The organism is Aeromonas sp. R1-2, from assembly GCF_040908505.1.
In the GTDB taxonomy this organism is placed as follows: Bacteria; Pseudomonadota; Gammaproteobacteria; order Enterobacterales; family Aeromonadaceae; genus Aeromonas; species Aeromonas veronii.
Window position 1 is genome coordinate 59,093 of record NZ_JBFODU010000034.1, and the last position, 20,222, is coordinate 79,314.

The window sequence follows — 20,222 nt, forward strand, 5'->3', positions numbered from 1 at the left end:
TAAAACCCGCACAATGAACCCGTACCACCTTCCTGTTTGCAGAAGGCGGCAGAGACACGCTGAGTAAACGCCAGATACGACAAAGCATCGCAGCGCGACTTGAAGGGCAATTCAAAGGGATTATGAAAACTTCGAAGAGAGATTGGAGCGGGAAACGAGACTCGAACTCGCGACCCCGACCTTGGCAAGGTCGTGCTCTACCAACTGAGCTATTCCCGCAACAGAATGTCATTTACAAGTGATTGGAGCGGGAAACGAGACTCGAACTCGCGACCCCGACCTTGGCAAGGTCGTGCTCTACCAACTGAGCTATTCCCGCAACGGAATGTCACTTACAAATGTTTGGAGCGGGAAACGAGACTCGAACTCGCGACCCCGACCTTGGCAAGGTCGTGCTCTACCAACTGAGCTATTCCAGCAACAGAATGTCATCTGCAAGTGATTGGAGCGGGAAACGAGACTCGAACTCGCGACCCCGACCTTGGCAAGGTCGTGCTCTACCAACTGAGCTATTCCCGCATCGGAATATCACTTACAAATTTTTTGGAGCGGGAAACGAGACTCGAACTCGCGACCCCGACCTTGGCAAGGTCGTGCTCTACCAACTGAGCTATTCCCGCAACAATTTGGTTGTCTTGAGGCTGGCTGATGATTGGAGCGGGAAACGAGACTCGAACTCGCGACCCCGACCTTGGCAAGGTCGTGCTCTACCAACTGAGCTATTCCCGCATCGGGCTGGTTTGCACCAGTGTCATCATCAGATTTTTGGAGCGGGAAACGAGACTCGAACTCGCGACCCCGACCTTGGCAAGGTCGTGCTCTACCAACTGAGCTATTCCCGCAACTACCTTAAAACAGGCCGTACAGCATTTGGTTGCTTGCGCTACTGTACGGGAGCCGAATTATAAGAGCAGTCATTCCAATTGCAAGGGCTTTTTTGTCTGGTTGCGCGCGTTCGCTCAAAAGCTGGCCGAACTGTCGATTTTAGCAGCCAGAGTATGACAAACCCTTGCCGGGGAATCAGATCTTGAAGACGTGGCTACGATAGAACTGCAGCTCGGCGATAGATTCACGGATATCGTCCAGCGCTTGGTGGGTGCCGCTCTTCTTGAACTGATCCAGCAGTTCCGGCTGCCAGCGGCGTACCAGCTCCTTGATGGTACTGACGTCGACGTTACGGTAGTGGAAGAAGGCTTCCAGCTCGGCCATGTGCTTGACCATGAAGCGGCGATCCTGACCGATGCTGTTGCCGCACAGCGGGCTGGTGCGCTCCGGCACCCACTGGCGAATGAACTCGAGGGTCTCGGCAATGGCTTTCGCCTCGTCGTGCTGACTCGCCTTGACCCGGGCCACCAGACCGCTCTTGGTATGGGTGTTGACGTTCCAGTCGTCCATCTTGGCCAGCTCTTCATCACTCTGATGAATGGCGATGACCGGCCCTTCGGCCAGTACGTTCAGATCCTTGTCGGTGACTATGGTGGCAATCTCCAGTACCACGTTCTCTTCGGGGTCCAGACCCGTCATCTCCATGTCGATCCATACCAGGTTCTGCGCGCTGACTGTCATGATTGCTCTCTCTATTGGGAGGAATGGCGGAATTTTGCCAATTTGCATGTATCATACTGGCTTTGGATCTGTTCATAAACTGGCGAATCGAGTGGCAAAGAAAGCAAAACTCAATCTGGGTCAACAAAGGCGCGTCCAGGCCAACCGCGAACGGCGGCTGCAAAAAGATCACACCACAGTGGTGGATGACACCCTGTTTGGCCCCGCCATCGAAGGGGTGGTGATCAGTCGTTTTGGTCAGCACGCAGACGTGGAAGCGATCGATGGCACCATCCACCGCAGCAACCTGCGGCGCAGCAGCATCAGCAGTCTGGTGTGCGGCGACAAGGTGGTGTGGCGTCCCGGCCTCAATGCCGCGACAGCGGGCGTCATCGAGGCGGTGCATCCGCGCCACTCGGTACTAACCCGGCCGGACTTCTACGACGGGGTCAAACCCATCGCAGCCAACATCGACCAGATCATCATCGTCTCGGCGGTGATGCCCGAGTTCTCCACCAACATCGTCGACCGCTATCTGGTAGCTGCCGAGGATGTGGAGATCCGCCCCCTCATCGTGCTGAACAAGGTCGACATGCTCGATGATGCCGCCAGAGCGCGCATCGAAAGCCAGCTCGAAACCTACCGCAAACTCAATTACGAGGTGCTGCTGGTGAGCTGCGAGAGCGGCGAAGGGCTGGATGAACTCAAGGCTGCCCTGACCGACAAGATCAGCATCTTCGTTGGCCAGTCCGGGGTGGGCAAGTCGTCGCTCACCAACGCCCTGATGCCGGGGCTGGATGTACTCACCGGCGAGATCTCCGAAAACTCGGGGCTCGGCCAGCACACCACCACCACGGCGCGGCTCTACCACTTCCCGAGCGGTGGCGATCTCATCGACTCCCCGGGGATCCGCGAGTTCGCCCTCTGGCATCTGGAGGCCGACCGCATCACCTGGTGCTTCGTCGAGTTTCGCGACTATCTGGGTGGTTGCAAGTTCCGCGACTGTACCCACAAGGACGATCCCGGCTGTGCCCTGCGCGCCGCGGTCGACGCGGGCGCCATCAGCGCCGATCGCTTCCACAACTATCACCGCATCCTGGAAACCATGCAGGAAGCCCGTCACGGTCGCCAGCAAGCGCGCCTGTGACCCTAATAAACCTACGTTGATGATGAACATGAGCATTACTGACAACCTGAAAATTGCCGGTCAATACTGTCTGCCCAAGCACGCCCTCTCCCGTCTGATCGGCAAGTTTGCTGCCGCCGAAGCGGGCAACATCACTACCAAAGTGATCGAGGCTTTTATCAAGCAGTACCAGGTCGACATGAGTGAGGCGCTGCACGAGAGCCCGGCCCACTACAAGAGCTTCAACGAGTTCTTCACCCGCGAGCTCAAGCCCGGTATCCGCCCCGTGGTAGAAGATGCCATGACCCTAGCGCTGCCGGTCGATGGCACCGTCAGCCAGCTCGGCCCCATCCAGCAGGGTCGCATCATTCAGGCCAAGGGCCACGACTACAGCGCTCGCGAGCTGCTGGGCGGCTATGAGGATCTGGTTGCGCCGTTCAAGGATGGCGACTTCGCCACCATCTATCTGGCGCCCAAGGATTACCACCGCATCCACATGCCGCTGGACGGCGTGCTGGAGAGCATGGTGTTCGTGCCGGGGGATCTCTTCTCCGTCAACCCGCTCACCGCCGAGAACGTGCCTAACCTGTTTGCCCGCAACGAGCGGGTGGTCGCCACCTTCCGCACTCCGCACGGCCCCATGGCGCTGGTGCTGGTCGGTGCCACTATCGTGGCCAGCATCGAGACCATCTGGGCCGGCAACATTGCGCCGACCAAAGAGAAGAAGGTGGTGCGCTGGGACTATACCGGCGACGAGGCCATTACCCTGCAGAAAGGCGCCGAAATGGGCCTGTTCAAGCTGGGCAGCACCGTGGTCTGCCTGTTTGGCCCGGGCATGCTGGCCGGTTTCGAACCCCATCTGGCCAACGGTGTCACCACCCGCATGGGTCAGCCCTTTGCCAAGCTGGCGGAGCAGGCATGAGCGAGCAACCGAACGCCTCGCAGAAAAACAACCCGCTGCACGGGCTGACGCTGGAAGCCATCGTCACCACACTGGTCGAGCACTATGGCTGGGAAGAGCTGGGGCAGCAGATCAATATCCGCTGCTTCACCGATAATCCCAGCATCAAGTCCAGCCTGAAGTTCTTGCGCAAGACCCCCTGGGCTCGGGAGAAGGTCGAAAGCCTCTACCTCTACGTCCAGCGCAAGCAAGCCAAATCGAAGAAGGAAGGGCAAGATGGCCTTTAAGATTACGTACACCTATAAAAAACAGGCCAAAGAGATCGGCTACGCGAACGACAAGTTCCGCAGCATCTACGACGCCATCGCTGCTGCTGAAGGGCTGGATCTCACCAGTTTTCACGCCATGGAGGCCCAGCTGGCTCAGGTTTGTCGCCGCGACAAGAAAAGCGTGAAGGATTACCAGGAGAACTACTTCAAAGAGCTGGGATTCTCCAACATCGCCATCGAACGGGATCTGCAGGAGTAACCATGCGCACCTTGACCCTGATGGCCGCCTCTCTGCTGCTGGCGGCATGCAGTACACCGGAACAACATCTGGTTGGCAGCGATCGCGACAGCCACGGCTGCATCGGCAGCGCGGGCTATCAGTGGTCAGCGCTGACTGGCAAATGTGTGCGCCTGTTTGAAGAGGGTATCCGGCTCAATCCGACCGATGCCAGCCAGACCAGCAGCGCCTTCGTGATGTTCAATGCCGACCAGACGCAGGCCGAATTGCATCTGCCAAGCGGCGAGCAGCACCAGCTGACCCGTCAAGGTGCGGAGGGCAACTGGTCGTGGCAGGGTAGCGGCTACACCCTCTTTATCTGGAAGGGTTATGTGCTCAAGCACGGTGACAAGGCGCTCTATCACGGGGAATAACCCCGAGGGATAGTGCACTGCGTGGTATCGGCACGATACCCGCGAAAAAAATGCCGACCCAAGAGTCGGCATTTTTGTATCTGACACAACCGGTTATCAGGCGCGGCTGAGGTAATCGGCCTGCCCTACCCACTTGTAGCTGGTAAGCTCGGTGAGCCCCATGGGGCCACGGGCGTGCAGCATCTGGGTCGAGACCGCCACTTCAGCACCCAGACCAAACTGGCCACCATCGGTGAAACGGGTGGAGGCGTTCACATAGACAGCCGCCGAACCGGCGCCATTGACGAAACGCTCGGCGTTGGCCAGATCGTTGGTCAGGATGGCATCGGAGTGGCCGGCGTTGTGCTCGCGCATATGGGCCAGCGCTTCGTTGACGTCTGCCACCAACTTGACCCCCAGGGTCAGCCCGAGCCACTCGGTATCGAAATCCTCCGGCCCAGCCTCGCACAGGTTGTCGGCACCCGCCAGCAGCGCTATGGCGTTGGGCGCGGCCACCAGCGTCACCTTGCGCTCGTTCATCAGCGTCACCAGTTGCGGCAGGAAGGTGGCTGCCACCTTCTCGTGTACCAGCAGGGTATCGAGGGCATTGCAGGCGGAGGGGCGTTGCACCTTGGCGTTGTCGATGACCGCCAGAGAGCGCACCAGATCGGCGCTCTCGTCGACGAAGATGTGGCTGATGCCGAACCCTCCGATGATGACCGGGATGGAGCTGTTCTCCTTGCACATCTTGTGCAGGCCGGCACCGCCACGGGGGATGATCATGTCCACATAGCGGTCGAGACGCAGCAACTCGCCGACCAGCGCCCGATCCGGGTTGTCGATGTACTGCACCGCCGCCTCGGGCAGACCGGAGGCCGCCAAGGCATGCTGGATCACCCGCACCAGCTCCAGATTGGAGTGGAAGGTCTCACGCCCGCCACGCAATATGCTGGCGTTGCCGGTCTTGAGGCAGAGGCTGGCGATATCGATGGTGACGTTGGGGCGCGCCTCGTAGATGACGCCGATAACCCCGATGGGCACCCGACGACGGGAGAGCCGCAGGCCATTTTCCAGCACCCGGCTATCCATTTCGGCGCCGACCGGATCATCCAGCGTGATCACCTTGCGCACATCCGCCACAATCCCGGCCAGCCGGGCCGGATTGAGCAACAGGCGATCCAGCATGGCTTCTGACAAGCCTGCCTCACGGCCGGCGGCGATATCTTTCGCGTTTGCAGCGAGGATCTGCTCACTGCGCGCCTCCAGCTCGTCGGCGATGGCGGCCAGCGCCCGGTTCTTCTGCGCCGTGCTGATGGTGGCCAGCTGATAGGCAGCTTCACGGGCCGCCTGCCCCATTTTCTCCAGACTCATCTCGGTTCCCTTTTGTTCATGCCGTGCCGCCCTGATTAGAGCAGCACCATATCGTCTCGATGGATGGCTACTGAACCATATCCATAGCCTAGTACCTGCTCAATCTGATCCGAGTGGACGCCGCGCAGCTTATCCAGCTCCAGATGGTCGTAACGGCAGATGCCGCGGGCCAGCTCGGCGCCTTTGGGATCGAGAATGCGCACCACATCGCCCCGAATAAAATCGCCCCTGACCGCGACGATCCCCTTGGGCAGCAGGCTGGAGCCTTTATCCTTCATGGCGGCCACTGCGCCCTGATCCACATGCACTTCGCCGTGAGGAGGTGGGCCTGCCAGGATCCAGCTCTTGCGTCCTTCCAGTGGGGACGCCAGCGCCGGGAACAGGGTGCCAATCCGCTCGCCCTTGGCAAGACGGCCAATCACCTCCGGCATCTGGCCGGTCGCGATCACCACGTTGACACCAGCGCGGCGTGCCACATCGGCGGCCTGCAGCTTGGTAGCCATGCCGCCGGTGCCGAGGCCGCTGACACTGTCACCCGCCAGCGAGCGCAGGGTATCGTCGATGGTCTGCACCTCTTCAATGAGCTGGGCGTCGGGATTGGTGCGCGGATCGGCGGTAAAAAGCCCCTTCTGGTCAGTCAGCAGGATCAGCAGGTCAGCATCCGCCAGAATGGCGGCCCGTGCGGAGAGGTTGTCGTTGTCGCCGACCTTGATCTCGGCGGTCGCCACCGCATCGTTTTCGTTGATCACCGGAATAATGCGGTGATCGAGCAGGGTGCGCATGGTGTCGCGGGCATTGAGGTAGCGCTCCCGATCTTCCAGATCGGCGCGGGTCAGCAGCATCTGGCCGATATGCAGACCGTAGAGGTTGAACAGATCCTGCCATACCCGAATCAGCTGGGTCTGACCAACCGCCGCCAGCATCTGCTTGTTGGGCAGGGTTGGCGCCAGTGGAGGGTGACCCAGATGTTCACGCCCGGCGGCGATAGCTCCTGATGTGACGACCACGACCCGATGGCCGTGACGGTGCAAGGCCGCACACTGTCTGACCAGCTCGACCATATGGGCACGATTGAGCTGGGAAGACCCCCCTGTGAGCACGCTGGTGCCCAACTTGACAACTATGGTTCTGTTTTCCATGGGAGCATAAAGGCTAAAAAGTAAGGAATATCTTTATACCCACGGCCATGGTGCCCTGCAAGGCAATTAACGCCGGGGTGAGGAGATGAAGCAAAGGCCCGGATGATGGCAGGCGGAAGGGGAGATGGCTGACTGATGGCCCGGCAAACAGCAGGATGCTGCTCGCCGGGCATCGGGGGTCAAGCAGCGGTCACGGTCAACTCATTGGTGACCTGATCCGCTGGCGCTAACTGGCACTCCAGTGCCGTCAGTTTGTCGCTGATGAGCTTGTAGAAACGGTTGAGGGTCCGTTCCACTTCGACCTGGTGCTTCTTGGGGATCGGCTTGTCCAGCCACTCGCCATCAGCATTGTAGAAACCGAGCTGATAGTGGTAACGGAAATGGTGATCGTCCTGCTCCAGCACCAGCCACCAGCCCCAGAACTCCCGCTTGTCCGGCGCCGGCTTGGCGCTGACACAGACCGACAGGCAGTCGAAACGATAACGCCCCTCTTCGCAGAGATCTTCGCGCAAATAGGGGCCAATGGCAGCAAACTGCCTCAGCAGTCGCTTGTAGGTCACTCTTTCAGACATGTTAACCTCCCTGTTAAACAAGCCGCGCCACCTCGGGATGGCGTCAGTTCTTTAGCGCAATATCAGGTACACAAATGCTGTTTCAGCCACTCGACGATTTCGTCCAGCGCCTTGTCATACACCTCCAGCAAAGGCTGTTTGTCGAATACGATGGCCTTACCGTTACGACTGGCCGCCGCCAATGCCCGTACATCCTGCTCGGGACAAATAAAATCTCGCTTGTGTCCAATACTCAATATCGGCACAGAGGTGCGAGTCCCCAGTAATCCTTGTGTTTTAAGTGAAAATACCTGGCACTTGGTACGCATGCCATCCCACTGCGCCGCATCAGCCCCCAACCGGTTGGCCAGACTGTCCCGCATCATGCGCGGACACTTGGCAAACAGCTCCTGATTGGTAAACACCTGATTGACACCGGCGCCGACACAGACCACGGTGCGCAGCTTAAAGGGTTCGATAAAGGCCAGTCTGGCTGCGATATTGCCCGCCAGACGCATTCCCACCATGGCGATACGCTGATGATCGACCCAGGCCACTTCGGAAAGGTAATGGAGCACCGCCTGATGAAGGCGGCTGGTATCCTGCACCAGCGGCCAATGCTCGGCATAGCCAACCCCGGGCATATCGAGGGAGAGCATGCCGATGCCGTTGGGCTCGAGCCGTTTGAGATAGAAGTTGAGGAAATCGAGCTGCAGGGAGTCGATCCCGCCGCTGATGATCACCAGCGGCACCGGTTTTTCGGTCGTCGGCAGGTGGAGATAACCCTGAATATGCTTGCCGCGAAAAGGCACCTGGATCTCTTTGAGCGGCACCTTGAACAGGCGACCTGCCTCGCGATAGGCCATGTTGCCAAGCAGCTGGGCTTGATCCGCCAGCTCGTCATCCTTGAGATGGGGATAGCTGGCGATGGAGTAGTAGCGCACCGCCTTGAGCAGCTGTTTCAAGGCGCCAGAAGGATCACCCTTCTCGCGCAGTTCGCGGCCCTGCTTGAAATAGTTGCCAGCCACCTGACTCCACTCGTAGATCCAGTTGCCGGGCACATAGCCCTTGATGGTATCGAGATAGCAATCGTGGGTGCGCTCGCCGGTCGCCATGGCGATACGGGCCAGGGTCTGCTCCACTTCGATGGGATCAGCCCCCTGCCAGGTCCAGGAGGGGCGGCGCAGCAGGCGATACCAGCTCTTTGACATGGATCCGTCGATAAACATCTCGTCTGACTCGGCTTGCGCCAGATCAGCCGCACTGGAGTTGGAGATCTCGGATGTTTCCAATACCTTCTTGACGCGGGTAAAGAGCTGTTCGGTCAGGTTTAGGTCTTCGTTCAAGTCCAAGATAGTGTCCCATTCATATCAGGCAATAGCTCATCTTAACCACTTTTACTGCCCATCAGCCACCCTGCAACAGATTGATACACAAAAAAACAGGGCTCCAAATTGGAGCCCTGTGAAACCATTATTGCCGGTTGCGACCAATGGACGCAGCGAGCGTCACATCCCGATCCTGTTACTTTTCGTCGCAAATCGGTGTGGCGAACTCCAGTGCCATATCCCACGGCTGTTCGATCCAGGTATCCTGCGGGATCGCCACTTCGAAATCGTCCAGCAGCGCTTCGCCCATCGGCTTGGCGAAAATAGCGATGAACTTGGCTTTCGGGTAGAGCTCGCGGATCGCCTTGGCGGTAGTGCCGGTGTCGACCAGATCTTCCACCACCAGCCAGCCTTCGCCGTCACCGGCGGTGGTGGCAGCCTTCACGACCACCAGCTCGCGCTGGCTGTCATGGTCATAGCTGGAGATGCAGAGGGTTTCCACATTACGAATGCCAAGTTCACGGGCCATCAGGGCTGCGGGCACCAGACCACCACGGCTGACCGCGATGATACCTTTCCACTGGCTGACAGGCAGCTGACGACGGGCCAGACGGCGAGCTTCACGTTGCAGGTTGTCCCACGACACATAGAACTTTTTCGGCATGTTATCGATCTCTAATAGTTATTTAAAAACAATCACTTAAAATAAAAGCACCCGCAATTCTCCCTGCGGATGCCAGTAAATGGCGGCCCTTGCCCGACTGAATTCAGATTGCACTTCGGCTGCCTCAGGGCTAAGCCTCGGCAGCAAATCTGATAACAATGGAAGCAAGATGGGCTTATCCGGCGATCGGTTAGATGATGTGTCCAAACCGCGGACAGGCTGTTGGGCCGATATGATAGCACCGTTTGCAGAGAAAATGCCTGGCAAACGTATGCCAAAAACAGGAAAAATCGGCATCACCCTCTCCATTCGGCACATCTAGAGCGCCAAACGACTAACCTGCCGTCCCTGCTGCCGAGTCCAAATGGGCTGTGCGGCAAATCGCAGATAAAAAAATAGCAGGGGGAGGATTTACCTCACGCACCTGCTGCTTTCTCGCCTCTGCCTGGTTGGGCAGCTCGCCTTAGCGACGAGTGACGAAGGGGTTAGGGTAGCTGAAACCCTGGGTATACAAAGAGGGGGCAAACCAATAGGTTGAGTTGCTGCCTGGCATATTGAAACTCCTGATTGCTTAACAAGTTACGTACCTTTAATGCGGGCTCAAATCCTTGAACGAACACTCGGTTCCATGGAGGCGCACTTGCTTTGCTTCGGTTCCCTGGAGGCTTTCATCGTCATCCTGACGGGTGGCGAACCACGGGAGCTAATTTACCAGTCGGTGCGTTAAATTCAATATTTTTGTGAGATCGGTCACACATTTTCTTTTCTATCGGTCAGCGTCGTCCGAACCTGACGATCGTACTGCCTGGTTGCCATTAGCCAGCACAAGCTGCCTGCGATTTGCGCTGATTGCTCACATTTTTGTGTGATTGACTGTATTATCGTTATCCTCTTCCCCGGCCCGCTGATGGGGCCCTGTTAATTCCGTGCTGGTAAGGAGTCCCGACGTGGCACAGCTTAGCTCTCTCTCTCCCAAACTGATTTGGCATTTCTTCGAACAGATCTGCTCCATTCCCCACCCTTCCAAACATGAAGCCAAACTGAGCGCCTGGATCATCCAATGGGCTCAAGGGGAAGGTCTGGCGGTCAAGCAGGACAAGGTCGGCAACATCATCATCAAGAAACCGGCAACCCCGGGGATGGAAAACCGCAAAGCCGTGGTACTGCAGGCCCACATCGACATGGTGCCGCAGGCCAACGCCGACACCAAACACGACTTCGCGACCGACCCCATCGATGCCTATGTCGATGGCGAGTGGGTCACTGCCCGTGGCACCACTCTGGGTGCCGACAACGGCATCGGTATGGCCGGTTGCCTGGCTGTGCTGGCTGACAAGACCATCAAGCACGGTCCGCTGGAAGTGCTGCTGACCACAGACGAAGAGACCGGCATGACCGGCGCATTCGGTCTGGAAGCGGGCTGGCTGGAGGGCGAAATTTTGCTCAACACCGACTCCGAAGAGGATGGCGAGGTCTACATGGGCTGCGCTGGCGGTGTGGATGCCAATATCCGCTTCCCGCTCGAGCTGGTTGACGCCAGCGAAGGCGAAGCGTTCGAACTGGCCGTAAAAGGGCTGCGCGGCGGTCACTCCGGTTGCGATATCCATCGCGGTCGTGGCAACGCCAACAAGCTGCTGGTTCGCCTGCTCAAAGCAGCAGAGCCGCTGGGTGTTCGTCTGGCCGAGATCCACGGCGGCACTCTGCGCAACGCCATCCCGCGCGAAGCCCGTGCCACCCTGCTGGTGCCTGCTGCCAGCGTAAACGAGTTCAAGGCGCTGGTTGACCGCTACACCGGGATCTACCAGACCGAACTGGCCGCTACCGAGCCGAACCTGACCGTACTGGTCAACAGCGCCGCCAAACCGGCCAAGCTGATGAGCGTCTCTCTGCAGCAGCGCCTGCTGGATGCCCTGATGGCCTGCCCGAACGGCGTGATGCGCATGAGCGATGCCATGCCCGGCGTGACCGAAACCTCTACCAACCTGGGGGTCATCAAGACTCAGGATGGCGAAGTGTACGTCCAGTGCCTGATCCGCTCCCTGATCGACTCCGGCCGCGAGAGCATCGAGCAGATGACCCGCTCCCTGTTCACCCTGGCAGGCGCCAGCTGCGAATTCACCGGTGCCTACCCGGGTTGGGCGCCGAACGTGGACTCCCCCGTCATGGCGCTGGTACGCAATAGCTACCAGACCCTGTTCGGCACCATGCCCAACGTCATGGTGATCCACGCCGGCCTCGAGTGCGGTCTGTTCAAGAGCGCCTATCCGGAGTGGGACATGGTCTCCTTCGGCCCGACCATCCGCGGTGCCCACTCCCCTGACGAGAAGGTACATATCCCGGCGGTCGAGCGTTTCTGGCAACTGCTGGTGCACGTGCTGGAAGCGATTCCGGCCAAATAACCCGGCCTACGCCACACGGCAAAGCAAAGCCCCGCACTGCTGCGGGGCTTTTTATTGTCTGTTCCAACCTGACGTTGGCGCTTACCGGATGCCGCGGGCCTCGCGGATCCACTCCCAGGCTTGCTGGATCTCCTGGGTCTTCTCCTTGGCCATCTCCATCATCTCCGGCGGCAACCCTTTGGCGGCCAGCTTGTCCGGGTGATGTTTGCTCATCTCCTTGCGGTAGGCGCGCTTGATATCCTGATCGCTGTCGCTCTCGCTCACCCCCAGCAACTGGTAAGCATTCTTGAGGCGCTCCGCAGAGGGTGCCGCCTGCCGATACTGCTGGCCACCGGAATGGCCCCCCTGATACTGGCCATGGGCCTGATTGAAGAAGTTCATCTGCGCTTCAGCCATCGCCAGAATGCGGGCCAGCTCGATGCGGCTGAAGCCCAGTTCGTCGGCAATGGTGTGCAGAATGGCGCGCTCGCCCTCCTCTACCCGCCCGTCGGCAAAGGCCGCCTGCAGTTGTACCTCGAGGAAGAAGCGCAGAATATCGCGCTGCCCCAGACTGGCACGGCGGAACTCGGCCAGGGTCTCGCGCAGCGGGAAGTCGGCCTCCTTACCGAGACGAAACGACTCCTGTGCCCGGGCACGCTGCTCCCCCACCAATCGCATCCGATCCATCAGGTTGGAGGCAACCCGGATCTCCTGCTCTGTCACCTGACCGCTGGACTTGGCGATGTGACCCATCACCGAGAAGGTGGCGTGGAAGAAGACGGCTTGCTGCTCCTGACTCGGGCCGCGACGAAACGCCCCCTGCAGCCCCATGCCACGGTCGAAACGGTGGCCAATCCAGAGGCCAATCAGGGCGCCGATGATATTGCCGAGCAGAAAACCGAAGAAGGCGCCCAGCACCTTACCCCAAATACGCATGGTTCAAGACCTCTTGAAGTTAATGAGTGCGGGCCTGGAGCTGGTCATCCAGCTCGCGCAGACGGTCGACCGTGCCGATATCGCGCCACTCGCCTGCGAGCAGGCTGCCGCCCACCCGCCCTTGCGCCATCCAGTCACGCAGCAGGGGCGCCAGCTTGCGGGCACCGCCCGCGAGACCGGCAAAGGCCGCCGGATCATATAGTCCGACCCCGCTGAAGGTAAACGCTGGCGTATCCACAACTCGCCCTTCTTGCAGGGCAAAGTCCCCGCTCGGGTGCTGGGGCGGATTGGGCACCAGCCAGAGGTGGGCCAAATCATCACCAAGGGGCTGGCTGACCAAGGTGTGATAATCGAGATCGAGCCAAGTATCGCCGTTGATGACCAAAAAAGGGTCTGCCCCCAGTAGTGGCAGCGCCTGCACGATGCCGCCTGCGGTCTCCAGTGCGCTCTCCTCGGCTGACCAGTGGATGGTCACGCCAAGGGCACGGCCATCACCAAGGCTCTCGACCAGCTTGTGGCCAAGCCAGGCGTGGTTGATGACCAACTCGGTCACGCCAGCGGCTTTGAGTTTTTCGATGTGATGAACGATGAGCGGCTTGCCCCCCACCGCCAGCAGCGGCTTGGGCAGCAGGTCAGTCAGCGGGCGCATCCGCTCGCCACGGCCAGCGGCCAGGATCATCGCCTTCATGATTTAACTCCAGCATTGGCGATCCCCGGCAACACCACCCGCTCCAGCCACTGACCAAAACGGGCCAATACCGGATAGGCACTACCGTGAGTGCGACAGACATCCACCACATAGCCGAGGGTACGGGGAATATCCTTGAGATAGCCGGACTTGCCGTCGCGATGATAGAGCCGGGTGAAGAGTCCCGCCGCTTTGAGGTGGCGCTGCATACCGGTCAGGTCGGCATCGCGGCGGAAACTGGCATAATCGAGCTCGCCAAGCAGACCCGCCTGTTGCAGGGTGACAAAGCCGTGGCGCATCCCTTCATCGATCACCTCGTCCGGCCAGCGTACGTAGCAATCTTTCAGCAGGGAGACCAGGTCATAGCTCAGGGGCCCGATGACCATGTCTTGAAAATCGATGATGGCCAGCCGGCTGCTCTCGGGGGTATCCCCGCCACACACCATCAGGTTGCGACTGTGAAAATCTCTATGCATCACCCCCTGCGGCTGGGCCAGATTGCAGGCGGTGAGACAAGCAAAGGTCTCGTCCAGCAGTTGCTGCTCTTCATGGCTCAGGGTCAGTTTTAGATGGTGGCCCAGCAGCCACTCGGGAAAAATGCTGTTCTCCCGCGCCATAAAGGCGGCATCGAAGGGCTCAAGCGCCAGTTCAACCGCCCCCAGGCGGGGCAGCAAATCAATCGCCTTGCCATACCAGGCCCGCACGTTGTGCTCGTTCAGGCAGCTGATCAGCTGGGTATCGCCCAGGTCGCTGACCGCCAGCAGCCCCTGTTCGTAGTCCACCGCCTTCACCTCTGGCGCCAACAGCTGACGCGCCTGCAAGGCCGCCGCGTTACGAACAAATTCATGATTTTTTTCGGTTTTCGGATTGGCATCCACCCACACCAGACCACCACCACGAGAGTAGCGGCGGAAGCTGGCATCACCGGAAATGAGGGTCAACTGAAGACTGGCATCACCGGAAATACGGCGTGCCCACTGCAATAGCAGGGAATCGCGATCGTGCATAAGTAGAGGACCAAGGTGGAAAGCAGCACTTGGCTGTTAGCCCTGGCCGCAATAATGCTTTATCATTGCCGGCTAACATAAAGCAATGACATGCAATGTCAACTCGATGAAACCTGTCGTAAAATGCATGCCTTGGATCAACCGTATCTATCACGGATTGCACGAGTCTTTCAGACCTACAATACCAATAGATTCAATGCTGTATGTTATGCGGAGTGTTATGGATTGAGTAATTACGATTTGCCCCAAGATACCATAGGAGGGCTACGCAATGAAACATCTGCAACTCCGACGCTACCGTTACTACCTGCATTGGAATGTCCCAAAAGAGCTTAGGGATCACAGCTTCTTCCGAGGCAAAGCGATCTATGCCAAGTCCCTCCAGACCAGCGATTTGCAGCAAGCAAGGCGAATGCGGGACGCTATCGTTTCGGAGTTCATGGGCTTACTAGAGCGAGTAAGAGAAGTTCCCAGACAACGGCATTTCAATACAATCCTCTCAGAGATACGGCAGACAGTTGAGTCATACCGCCCTTCAGACGCTCTCTGTTCAGCCTCCGCCGCACCATTGGCCCCGATGATAGGTGTTCCCCTTCCCCCCGCACACATTACCTTACGGAAAGCTGTAGACGGCTTCATAAAAGGGAATGAAGATAAGGTACACAAAGCCATCCTCAGCAAAGCGCGCTCTGGGGCCAAAAGCCTCTTAACTGTTTTGAATAAGCGGGATGTTCCTCTTTCTAGCATTCAAGCGAGGGATGTAACTCTCTGGCTTCAAAGTATCAGTACAGATAAAAGCGATTGGACACGTAAAGGTTATCGCTCTGCATTATCATCATGTTGGGAATGGTGTTACTTAAATAAGCAAGCAGAAGGAACAAATCCATTTTTAGGAGCAAAATTCAAATCTGGGATTGCACCAAAGAAGTATGAGCCATTCACACATGAACAATTATCAGCGATCATAAGCCGTGCATCACCTCAGTTGAAGGCCCTGATAAAATTCGGGTTAGTTACTGGTTGCCGGATTGGTGAGCTTGTATCTCTAACCATTAATGATTTCGAGATAAAAAAGAATGTTCACATAATAAAAATAACTGATGGAAAAACTTACAACTCTATTCGCGGCATCCCACTACCTGAGTATTTATGGCATGAATTAAAGGACTACATCATCAATGGTCTTTGGCTTGACCGTTATGGGAAGACCTCTCCAGCAGGATGGTCAGCAAAGTTTGGTAGACTTAAAGCTGAAGTTACGGGGGAAAGGGATAAGAAAAATTGCTTCCATAGCTTCAGAGGCATGACTATTACAGCTTATGAAAATGCAGGTATCCCAGAAGGGATGACCTCACAGATCGTGGGACACAGTAAACAAGGCTTAACCTTATCCTATGGACTTTATTCATCTGGATACAATTACATTCACCAGATAGCAGCAGTAGAGAAAATGTTAAATGAAGATACAATGAAAAATTTTTTAGCTCTATTAAACTAATTTAACAAGTTAACGATAGTAGAAAAAATAACCGTAAAAAACCTGTGGCTCTTGCTAGGGAGGCCACAGGGGGAAACATGAATTACTGAAAACAGTCCATGCAAAAAAATTAATGACGTGAAGAGGTTTTCTCTCCTATAAGTGAGGGGATACTCGCTGCTTGTTATTAGGCGAAGAACTCCCCATTCTTGGTCGTCTTGACATTAAGCATGAAAGCGCTGGTGTGATAATCCAGACCAGCCTTCAGGCTCTTGCTCACCAAATCCATAGCAGCAATTACAGCAGTAATAGCTTCAGTACATTCAGCTTCAGCCAAATAATCCTTAGCTGACCCATTCTTACCAGTCAGAACAGATGGGACATACCCAGTAGCCCCCTTACAGGCCAAACGGTAGTAATTACTGAAGGCATGGCTACCCATAGACCCACCAAACTCCTTAATCGTATCGTTCATTTCCTGTCGTGTCTTCTCGTACTTATCCAGCAGTTCAGGAGACACAGCTACAGATTCAGCAATAGCAGCAGCTTTATAGGTGTTGCCCTTGGTCAGCTCAATAAATGCCTTACGGACTGCACGGCGGAAGTCATTGGAGCAATAGGACGCGTATTCAATTACAGCCTCTTCACAGCCCCAAGTCTCACCATTTCGGCCCCGACTGGAAATTACCCGAATTTCGGGTATTTGAATCATGGTTGCTACATCAGGATTGACTTTCCAGTGATCGAGACGTCCGCCTGTACCACCTTCAGCAAGCCATGCTTTTTCAATGTCGGTCAGGGAATAGAGCCCGTCTTCATTCTGACGGATAGAATAATCTTTGTTGTTAAATTTAATTTTCATTTCTTTATGTTCATCCTTGAATGGGGATGTTCCTTTTTATTGGTAAGTGGGAATTTCAGTGAAATCAGGAAGGGAGTTAATTAGCTTGTCGAACTCTTTTGTATTAGCACCAGCGGCAAGCATGATGTTGTTGTGCTTCAGTAGGTTCAGGGCCACTTGCAAATGTGCTGGTTTACGAACATCTGGATCACGAATACATTCAGTGGTTACCTCAATCAATTCGCTGTGAAGCTCTTGTAGCTTCTTCTCAAGCATTTCATTTTTCATTCATGCGTTTCCTTTATTTTTATCATTGAGTAAATAGTTGTTGTGTGTATCCTCTGGCTTGTTGTACCTGTTCAGCCAGAGGGATTTATGAAAGAGAGCCCAGACCAGAAGCCCACACTTGACCACCTGCTTGCTCAATGCGATGAAACCGCACCGATGCCCCAAGAGCTGATCGAGTGGGAACAGGCAGAAAGGTTTAGCCCATTTGATGCCGCTGATTACCTCAATTCAGAGGAAGACATAGCGGCATTCATAGAGGACGCTGAAGAGGACTATGATCCGGCGTACATGGTTCTTGTGGATGAGACAGTAGCCAGAGCCAGGGAACGTCTAGCGAACCCACTACAAGGGATTAAGGTCACGCTCGATGATCTCTGGGCGGGGCTTCATTTGGTGCGTCCAGCCCACTCCATAACGTGCTCTTACTTGAGATTGTTATGTTTGCAGGGTAATCCCCCTGAAGATTTCACGTAGGAGCGCGTGTTGATAGCTACGCAGTCAGTAGATCTTTAATCTTCTTGTGTTTATTTATTGCTGTTCTTTTTTCTTGCATTAAAAAGAAAAGACCCACTGAATCCAGCGAGCCTTTACAGATCGTTTTTCTCTCCTATAAGTGAGGCGAAACGCTATGACTTAAAGCTATGCAAAAGCGTATTGAGATTCCAAGACCTCTTCTATTTTGAGCAGCCCTTTACTATGTGGCTTAGGTAGTTTTTAAGGTCGTCTTTCATAATCTGCCCCTTCAAATCCTCAATGATTTGCCCAAGCGGATCAGCCTTATACAGCTCGACCATTTGCTCACGTACAATACGGAACATCTGATCTGTATTAGTGGCATGAGTACCGAAAGAATCATGGATCAATGCGAAGTGCTTAATGCCTTGATCATGTGCAGCGCATACAGTCATCATCAAATGCGTGGCATCAAGGGAATGAACAACGTTAGGGGCTATTGCGCCCTTCTGTTTGTTTTTATCTAGCTTGTCTGAATTGTATTTAAATGATACCTGTACTCTCGGGGCCTCTCCCTCCTCTCCATAAGTTGGATCGTAAAAAGATAGCCCCTTAACCACACTATCAAGGCGGCCTGTCTTTTTATTCCTGTATCGCTGTTCAACACGGAATCCAAGCGGTGTTGTCCACCATACGTCTGTATCAGCCTTATTGATCAAGCTGGCTAGCTTCTTCAGTTCCTCCATTACCTGTGCAGGGACAACCACAGTTTCCACCACAGCTTTATAAATTAGCCAAGCAAGGAAGCGGGCTCCATTCTCTAATTCAACTTCATCAGACCAAGGGAATACGTCCTTTACCGCTTTACCGAGTGTGTAGGCGATCTTCTGTGCCTCTTCATAAGCAGGCTCGAGTATGTCTGCAAGGAGTTGCTTCCCGAACCCGTATTCAGCAGAGCCGTAGGGATAGGTCATTACAGAGCGTTTGGTAATAGAGCGTGAGAGCTTCCCATCTTTCCAAGCAGCGGGCCACTCTTGCCATTTCTTTGCTTGTCCCTTCCATACCTCTTTCTTGACTCGCAATTTCCCAGAGACAACCTGATCCAAATAAGCGGCCACTTTGTCAGCCACAATTTGGTAAATGTCACTAGGCTTATCACCAGCCAGAAGATTCACAGCGCGTCCTGTAGTCTCACAGCAGGTAGCCAGGCCAAGGTGTTGAAGACCCGAACAAGAGCCATCCAAAGCGATAGGCATACGGCTTTCATACTTGGTAGGCCCACCCTGTGTATTCAATGCTTCATCTATTTCAAAGCAGCAAGCTAGGAACTGGAACGGTTTATCAGCACCTTCCCATTCACGGTTCTGTAGCGGGTCACTGGCGATCATCTGGATCATTTCGATGTTCGCATCAGTCCACTTTACACGGTCAGCATGTGCGGCCTTGTCTTCACCCCAGACGTTCGCCGTGTGCCAGCGTAGCCAATACCAGCCACGTTCCCCAAGCTCCATGCCTACGTCAAATTGAAGCATGGCCTTAATGTAGTCTGGCCCTTGTGGGTTGATCCCGGCGTTGTTGCCTAAATCGATGCAGTTTGAAGGGAACTTACTGAGGACTCGGAGATCTGATCACCACCATCCTCTTCAAGTTTGCATCATGGGCACGTCGCTTCACCCCATCACCAACTGGCCTACATACAACAAGTCTTTGATTAACCGTGGTTCACTCACCTTCTGGGTTGATGCCGAAGCCATGAACAGCTGGTTTCACCACGACCATCATGGGCGCCGAGGTCGCAGCCAGCTTTACACCGACCAGACCATCTGTACCTTCCTGATGCTCAAGGGGATTTTCAACCTCACTCTACGGGCCACTCAGGGACTACTAGACTCCCTGTTCGAGTTGATGAATGTACCGTTGTGCGCACCGGACTATAGCTGCGTCAGCAAGCGAGCACGCTCGGTGACTGTGGCTTATCGACAGCCCCCAAAGGAACGTATTACCGACTTGGTTATCGACTCAACCGGGCTGAAGGTGTTTGGGGAAGGCGAGTGGAAGGTCAGAAAACACGGTTCGGAGAAGCGGCGAGTGTGGCGCAAGTTGCATCTGGCGGTAGACCCGGTGACCCACGATATCGTGGCGGCGGAAGTCTCACTGGAAAATGTCCATGATGCCGAGGTGTTGCCCACCTTGCTCAACCCTCTGCGGCGTAAGCTGGGACATGTTTATGCGGATGGTGCCTATGACAGCAAAGCCAGCCATCAGCTTATCTCGCGCAAAGGGGCGACAGCCTGTATCCCGCCTCGTAAGAGCGCGGGGTTATGGAAAAAGGGGCATCCAAGAAATGAGGCCGTGCTGGTGATGCGCAAGAAAGGGCTGGCGCACTGGAAGAAGATATCGGGGTATCACCGTCGCTCGCTGGCAGAGACGGCGATGTATCGGCTCAAGCAATTGCTGGCGGGGAAAATCAGTCTGCGTAACTACAACGGCCAAGTGGGAGAAGTCATGGCGTATGTTAGCGCCATAAACAAGCTGAATACCCTTGGTCTACCTGTCAGAAAGCCCCGAGTGTAGCGGTCACCAGGGGCTGGGGCAGTTGCTGCTTGATGGTTGATTTGGGAAACAACGCC

At 55.9% G+C, this 20,222-nt stretch carries 21 protein-coding genes and 7 tRNA genes; 9 read left to right on the plus strand and 19 right to left on the minus strand.

The features are described from left to right. Positions 1 to 143: 143 nt before the first annotated feature. From AB5Y76_RS13750 to orn, 8 genes are all read right to left on the minus strand, one after another. Positions 144 to 219 (minus strand) — tRNA-Gly (locus AB5Y76_RS13750). 24 nt (positions 220 to 243) lie between these two features. Next, positions 244 to 319, minus strand: a tRNA-Gly gene (locus AB5Y76_RS13755). 24 nt (positions 320 to 343) lie between these two features. Then, positions 344 to 419, minus strand: a tRNA-Gly gene (locus tag AB5Y76_RS13760). Between the two features lie 24 nt (positions 420 to 443). Next, a tRNA-Gly gene (locus AB5Y76_RS13765) sits at positions 444 to 519 on the minus strand. Between the two features lie 25 nt (positions 520 to 544). Next, a tRNA-Gly gene (locus AB5Y76_RS13770) sits at positions 545 to 620 on the minus strand. A 33-nt stretch (positions 621 to 653) separates the two neighbouring features. After that, positions 654 to 729: transfer RNA gene (locus AB5Y76_RS13775), tRNA-Gly, on the minus strand. A gap of 37 nt (positions 730 to 766) precedes the next feature. Further along, positions 767 to 842 (minus strand) — tRNA-Gly (locus tag AB5Y76_RS13780). A gap of 178 nt (positions 843 to 1,020) precedes the next feature. Beyond that, positions 1,021 to 1,566, minus strand: coding sequence for an oligoribonuclease (gene orn, locus AB5Y76_RS13785; protein ID WP_042080584.1), 546 nt, complete (start codon positions 1,564 to 1,566; stop codon positions 1,021 to 1,023). A 91-nt stretch (positions 1,567 to 1,657) separates the two neighbouring features. Between orn and rsgA the strand changes: the two genes are divergently transcribed. From rsgA to AB5Y76_RS13810, 5 genes are read left to right on the plus strand one after another with little or no spacing between them, the layout of a single operon-like run. Next, positions 1,658 to 2,692: a small ribosomal subunit biogenesis GTPase RsgA gene (gene rsgA, locus AB5Y76_RS13790; protein ID WP_263718597.1), complete on the plus strand. Its 1,035-nt coding sequence runs from the start codon at positions 1,658 to 1,660 to the stop codon at positions 2,690 to 2,692. A gap of 28 nt (positions 2,693 to 2,720) precedes the next feature. After that, a complete protein-coding gene (asd, locus tag AB5Y76_RS13795; protein WP_026034874.1) occupies positions 2,721 to 3,593 on the plus strand; it encodes an archaetidylserine decarboxylase in 873 nt (290 codons plus the stop codon). Continuing rightward, complete coding sequence (locus tag AB5Y76_RS13800) at positions 3,590 to 3,859, plus strand: VF530 family protein (protein WP_263718594.1); 270 nt, start codon at positions 3,590 to 3,592, stop codon at positions 3,857 to 3,859. The genes asd and AB5Y76_RS13800 overlap by 4 nt, the downstream gene beginning before the upstream one ends. After that, positions 3,849 to 4,100, plus strand: coding sequence for a DUF2960 domain-containing protein (locus tag AB5Y76_RS13805; RefSeq protein ID WP_149153538.1), 252 nt, complete (start codon positions 3,849 to 3,851; stop codon positions 4,098 to 4,100). Before AB5Y76_RS13800 ends, AB5Y76_RS13805 begins: the two co-directional genes overlap by 11 nt. Positions 4,101 to 4,102: 2 nt before the next feature. Then, positions 4,103 to 4,492: a hypothetical protein gene (locus tag AB5Y76_RS13810; protein WP_263718588.1), complete on the plus strand. Its 390-nt coding sequence runs from the start codon at positions 4,103 to 4,105 to the stop codon at positions 4,490 to 4,492. A gap of 96 nt (positions 4,493 to 4,588) precedes the next feature. On the opposite strand, the gene AB5Y76_RS13815 is transcribed toward AB5Y76_RS13810, so the two are convergent. The 5 genes from AB5Y76_RS13815 to gpt form a co-directional block, all read right to left on the minus strand. Further along, positions 4,589 to 5,878 (minus strand): glutamate-5-semialdehyde dehydrogenase, encoded by a 1,290-nt coding sequence (locus tag AB5Y76_RS13815; protein ID WP_263718689.1) that lies wholly within the window; start codon positions 5,876 to 5,878, stop codon positions 4,589 to 4,591. Further along, entirely contained in the window at positions 5,878 to 6,981 is a 1,104-nt protein-coding gene (proB, locus tag AB5Y76_RS13820; protein WP_201973445.1) for a glutamate 5-kinase, read from the minus strand. The genes AB5Y76_RS13815 and proB overlap by 1 nt, the downstream gene beginning before the upstream one ends. Positions 6,982 to 7,160: 179 nt before the next feature. Then, complete coding sequence (crl, locus tag AB5Y76_RS13825; protein WP_005339003.1) at positions 7,161 to 7,553, minus strand: sigma factor-binding protein Crl; 393 nt, start codon at positions 7,551 to 7,553, stop codon at positions 7,161 to 7,163. A 62-nt stretch (positions 7,554 to 7,615) separates the two neighbouring features. Continuing rightward, positions 7,616 to 8,884 (minus strand): esterase FrsA, encoded by a 1,269-nt coding sequence (gene frsA, locus AB5Y76_RS13830; RefSeq protein WP_005349360.1) that lies wholly within the window; start codon positions 8,882 to 8,884, stop codon positions 7,616 to 7,618. A 172-nt stretch (positions 8,885 to 9,056) separates the two neighbouring features. After that, positions 9,057 to 9,524 carry a xanthine phosphoribosyltransferase gene (gpt, locus tag AB5Y76_RS13835; RefSeq protein WP_005339007.1) on the minus strand — a complete coding sequence of 156 codons (468 nt, stop codon included), beginning with the start codon at positions 9,522 to 9,524 and terminating at the stop codon, positions 9,057 to 9,059. Between the two features lie 947 nt (positions 9,525 to 10,471). On the opposite strand from gpt, the gene AB5Y76_RS13840 reads away from it, so the two are divergent. Further along, a complete protein-coding gene (locus AB5Y76_RS13840) occupies positions 10,472 to 11,923 on the plus strand; it encodes an aminoacyl-histidine dipeptidase (RefSeq protein ID WP_108613104.1) in 1,452 nt (483 codons plus the stop codon). A gap of 81 nt (positions 11,924 to 12,004) precedes the next feature. Here AB5Y76_RS13840 and djlA read toward each other — a convergent pair whose 3' ends face one another. Genes djlA through AB5Y76_RS13855 form a run of 3 tightly spaced genes read right to left on the minus strand, consistent with a single transcriptional unit; the run spans position 12,005 to position 14,533 of the window. After that, positions 12,005 to 12,838 (minus strand): co-chaperone DjlA, encoded by an 834-nt coding sequence (gene djlA, locus AB5Y76_RS13845; protein ID WP_236271662.1) that lies wholly within the window; start codon positions 12,836 to 12,838, stop codon positions 12,005 to 12,007. Positions 12,839 to 12,857: 19 nt separating this feature from the next. Then, positions 12,858 to 13,526: an N-acetylmuramate alpha-1-phosphate uridylyltransferase MurU gene (gene murU, locus AB5Y76_RS13850; RefSeq protein ID WP_236301567.1), complete on the minus strand. Its 669-nt coding sequence runs from the start codon at positions 13,524 to 13,526 to the stop codon at positions 12,858 to 12,860. Beyond that, the gene (locus tag AB5Y76_RS13855; protein ID WP_263718582.1) at positions 13,523 to 14,533 is read right to left on the minus strand and encodes an aminoglycoside phosphotransferase family protein; all 1,011 of its coding nucleotides are present in this window, start codon (positions 14,531 to 14,533) and stop codon (positions 13,523 to 13,525) included. Before AB5Y76_RS13855 ends, murU begins: the two co-directional genes overlap by 4 nt. A gap of 271 nt (positions 14,534 to 14,804) precedes the next feature. On the opposite strand from AB5Y76_RS13855, the gene AB5Y76_RS13860 reads away from it, so the two are divergent. Next, positions 14,805 to 16,031: a tyrosine-type recombinase/integrase gene (locus tag AB5Y76_RS13860; protein WP_263718581.1), complete on the plus strand. Its 1,227-nt coding sequence runs from the start codon at positions 14,805 to 14,807 to the stop codon at positions 16,029 to 16,031. A 166-nt stretch (positions 16,032 to 16,197) separates the two neighbouring features. Here AB5Y76_RS13860 and AB5Y76_RS13865 read toward each other — a convergent pair whose 3' ends face one another. Both AB5Y76_RS13865 and AB5Y76_RS13870 read right to left on the minus strand, forming a co-directional pair. Next, on the minus strand, positions 16,198 to 16,872 hold the full coding sequence (locus tag AB5Y76_RS13865; protein WP_263718580.1) for a KilA-N domain-containing protein: 675 nt from the start codon (positions 16,870 to 16,872) through the stop codon (positions 16,198 to 16,200). Positions 16,873 to 16,908: 36 nt separating this feature from the next. Then, on the minus strand, positions 16,909 to 17,139 hold the full coding sequence (locus AB5Y76_RS13870) for a hypothetical protein (protein WP_198506545.1): 231 nt from the start codon (positions 17,137 to 17,139) through the stop codon (positions 16,909 to 16,911). Between the two features lie 87 nt (positions 17,140 to 17,226). Here AB5Y76_RS13870 and AB5Y76_RS13875 point away from each other — a divergent pair, with 87 nt between their 5' ends. Beyond that, a complete protein-coding gene (locus AB5Y76_RS13875; protein WP_263718579.1) occupies positions 17,227 to 17,613 on the plus strand; it encodes a hypothetical protein in 387 nt (128 codons plus the stop codon). A 200-nt stretch (positions 17,614 to 17,813) separates the two neighbouring features. On the opposite strand, the gene AB5Y76_RS13880 is transcribed toward AB5Y76_RS13875, so the two are convergent. Further along, positions 17,814 to 19,124 carry a DNA-directed RNA polymerase gene (locus tag AB5Y76_RS13880; protein ID WP_368177743.1) on the minus strand — a complete coding sequence of 437 codons (1,311 nt, stop codon included), beginning with the start codon at positions 19,122 to 19,124 and terminating at the stop codon, positions 17,814 to 17,816. Between the two features lie 124 nt (positions 19,125 to 19,248). Here AB5Y76_RS13880 and AB5Y76_RS13885 point away from each other — a divergent pair, with 124 nt between their 5' ends. After that, positions 19,249 to 20,166 carry an IS5 family transposase gene (locus AB5Y76_RS13885; RefSeq protein WP_100645812.1) on the plus strand — a complete coding sequence of 306 codons (918 nt, stop codon included), beginning with the start codon at positions 19,249 to 19,251 and terminating at the stop codon, positions 20,164 to 20,166. Positions 20,167 to 20,222 lie beyond the last annotated feature (56 nt).

What these genes read in the sequence shown, in the direction of transcription:
- proB (WP_201973445.1), bottom strand. Translation starts at nt 6,981, where the DNA reads ATGGAAAACAGAACCATAGTTGTCAAGTTGGGCACCAGCGTGCTCACA.
- AB5Y76_RS13855 (WP_263718582.1), bottom strand. Translation starts at nt 14,533, where the DNA reads ATGCACGATCGCGATTCCCTGCTATTGCAGTGGGCACGCCGTATTTCC.
- asd (WP_026034874.1), top strand. Translation starts at nt 2,721, where the DNA reads ATGAGCATTACTGACAACCTGAAAATTGCCGGTCAATACTGTCTGCCC.
- AB5Y76_RS13860 (WP_263718581.1), top strand. Translation starts at nt 14,805, where the DNA reads ATGAAACATCTGCAACTCCGACGCTACCGTTACTACCTGCATTGGAAT.
- AB5Y76_RS13885 (WP_100645812.1), top strand. Translation starts at nt 19,249, where the DNA reads ATGGGCACGTCGCTTCACCCCATCACCAACTGGCCTACATACAACAAG.
- gpt (WP_005339007.1), bottom strand. Translation starts at nt 9,524, where the DNA reads ATGCCGAAAAAGTTCTATGTGTCGTGGGACAACCTGCAACGTGAAGCT.
- AB5Y76_RS13875 (WP_263718579.1), top strand. Translation starts at nt 17,227, where the DNA reads ATGAAAGAGAGCCCAGACCAGAAGCCCACACTTGACCACCTGCTTGCT.
- AB5Y76_RS13800 (WP_263718594.1), top strand. Translation starts at nt 3,590, where the DNA reads ATGAGCGAGCAACCGAACGCCTCGCAGAAAAACAACCCGCTGCACGGG.
- AB5Y76_RS13880 (WP_368177743.1), bottom strand. Translation starts at nt 19,124, where the DNA reads ATGCTTCAATTTGACGTAGGCATGGAGCTTGGGGAACGTGGCTGGTAT.
- AB5Y76_RS13810 (WP_263718588.1), top strand. Translation starts at nt 4,103, where the DNA reads ATGCGCACCTTGACCCTGATGGCCGCCTCTCTGCTGCTGGCGGCATGC.
- AB5Y76_RS13870 (WP_198506545.1), bottom strand. Translation starts at nt 17,139, where the DNA reads ATGAAAAATGAAATGCTTGAGAAGAAGCTACAAGAGCTTCACAGCGAA.
- crl (WP_005339003.1), bottom strand. Translation starts at nt 7,553, where the DNA reads ATGTCTGAAAGAGTGACCTACAAGCGACTGCTGAGGCAGTTTGCTGCC.
- murU (WP_236301567.1), bottom strand. Translation starts at nt 13,526, where the DNA reads ATGAAGGCGATGATCCTGGCCGCTGGCCGTGGCGAGCGGATGCGCCCG.
- AB5Y76_RS13865 (WP_263718580.1), bottom strand. Translation starts at nt 16,872, where the DNA reads ATGAAAATTAAATTTAACAACAAAGATTATTCTATCCGTCAGAATGAA.
- djlA (WP_236271662.1), bottom strand. Translation starts at nt 12,838, where the DNA reads ATGCGTATTTGGGGTAAGGTGCTGGGCGCCTTCTTCGGTTTTCTGCTC.
- orn (WP_042080584.1), bottom strand. Translation starts at nt 1,566, where the DNA reads ATGACAGTCAGCGCGCAGAACCTGGTATGGATCGACATGGAGATGACG.
- AB5Y76_RS13805 (WP_149153538.1), top strand. Translation starts at nt 3,849, where the DNA reads ATGGCCTTTAAGATTACGTACACCTATAAAAAACAGGCCAAAGAGATC.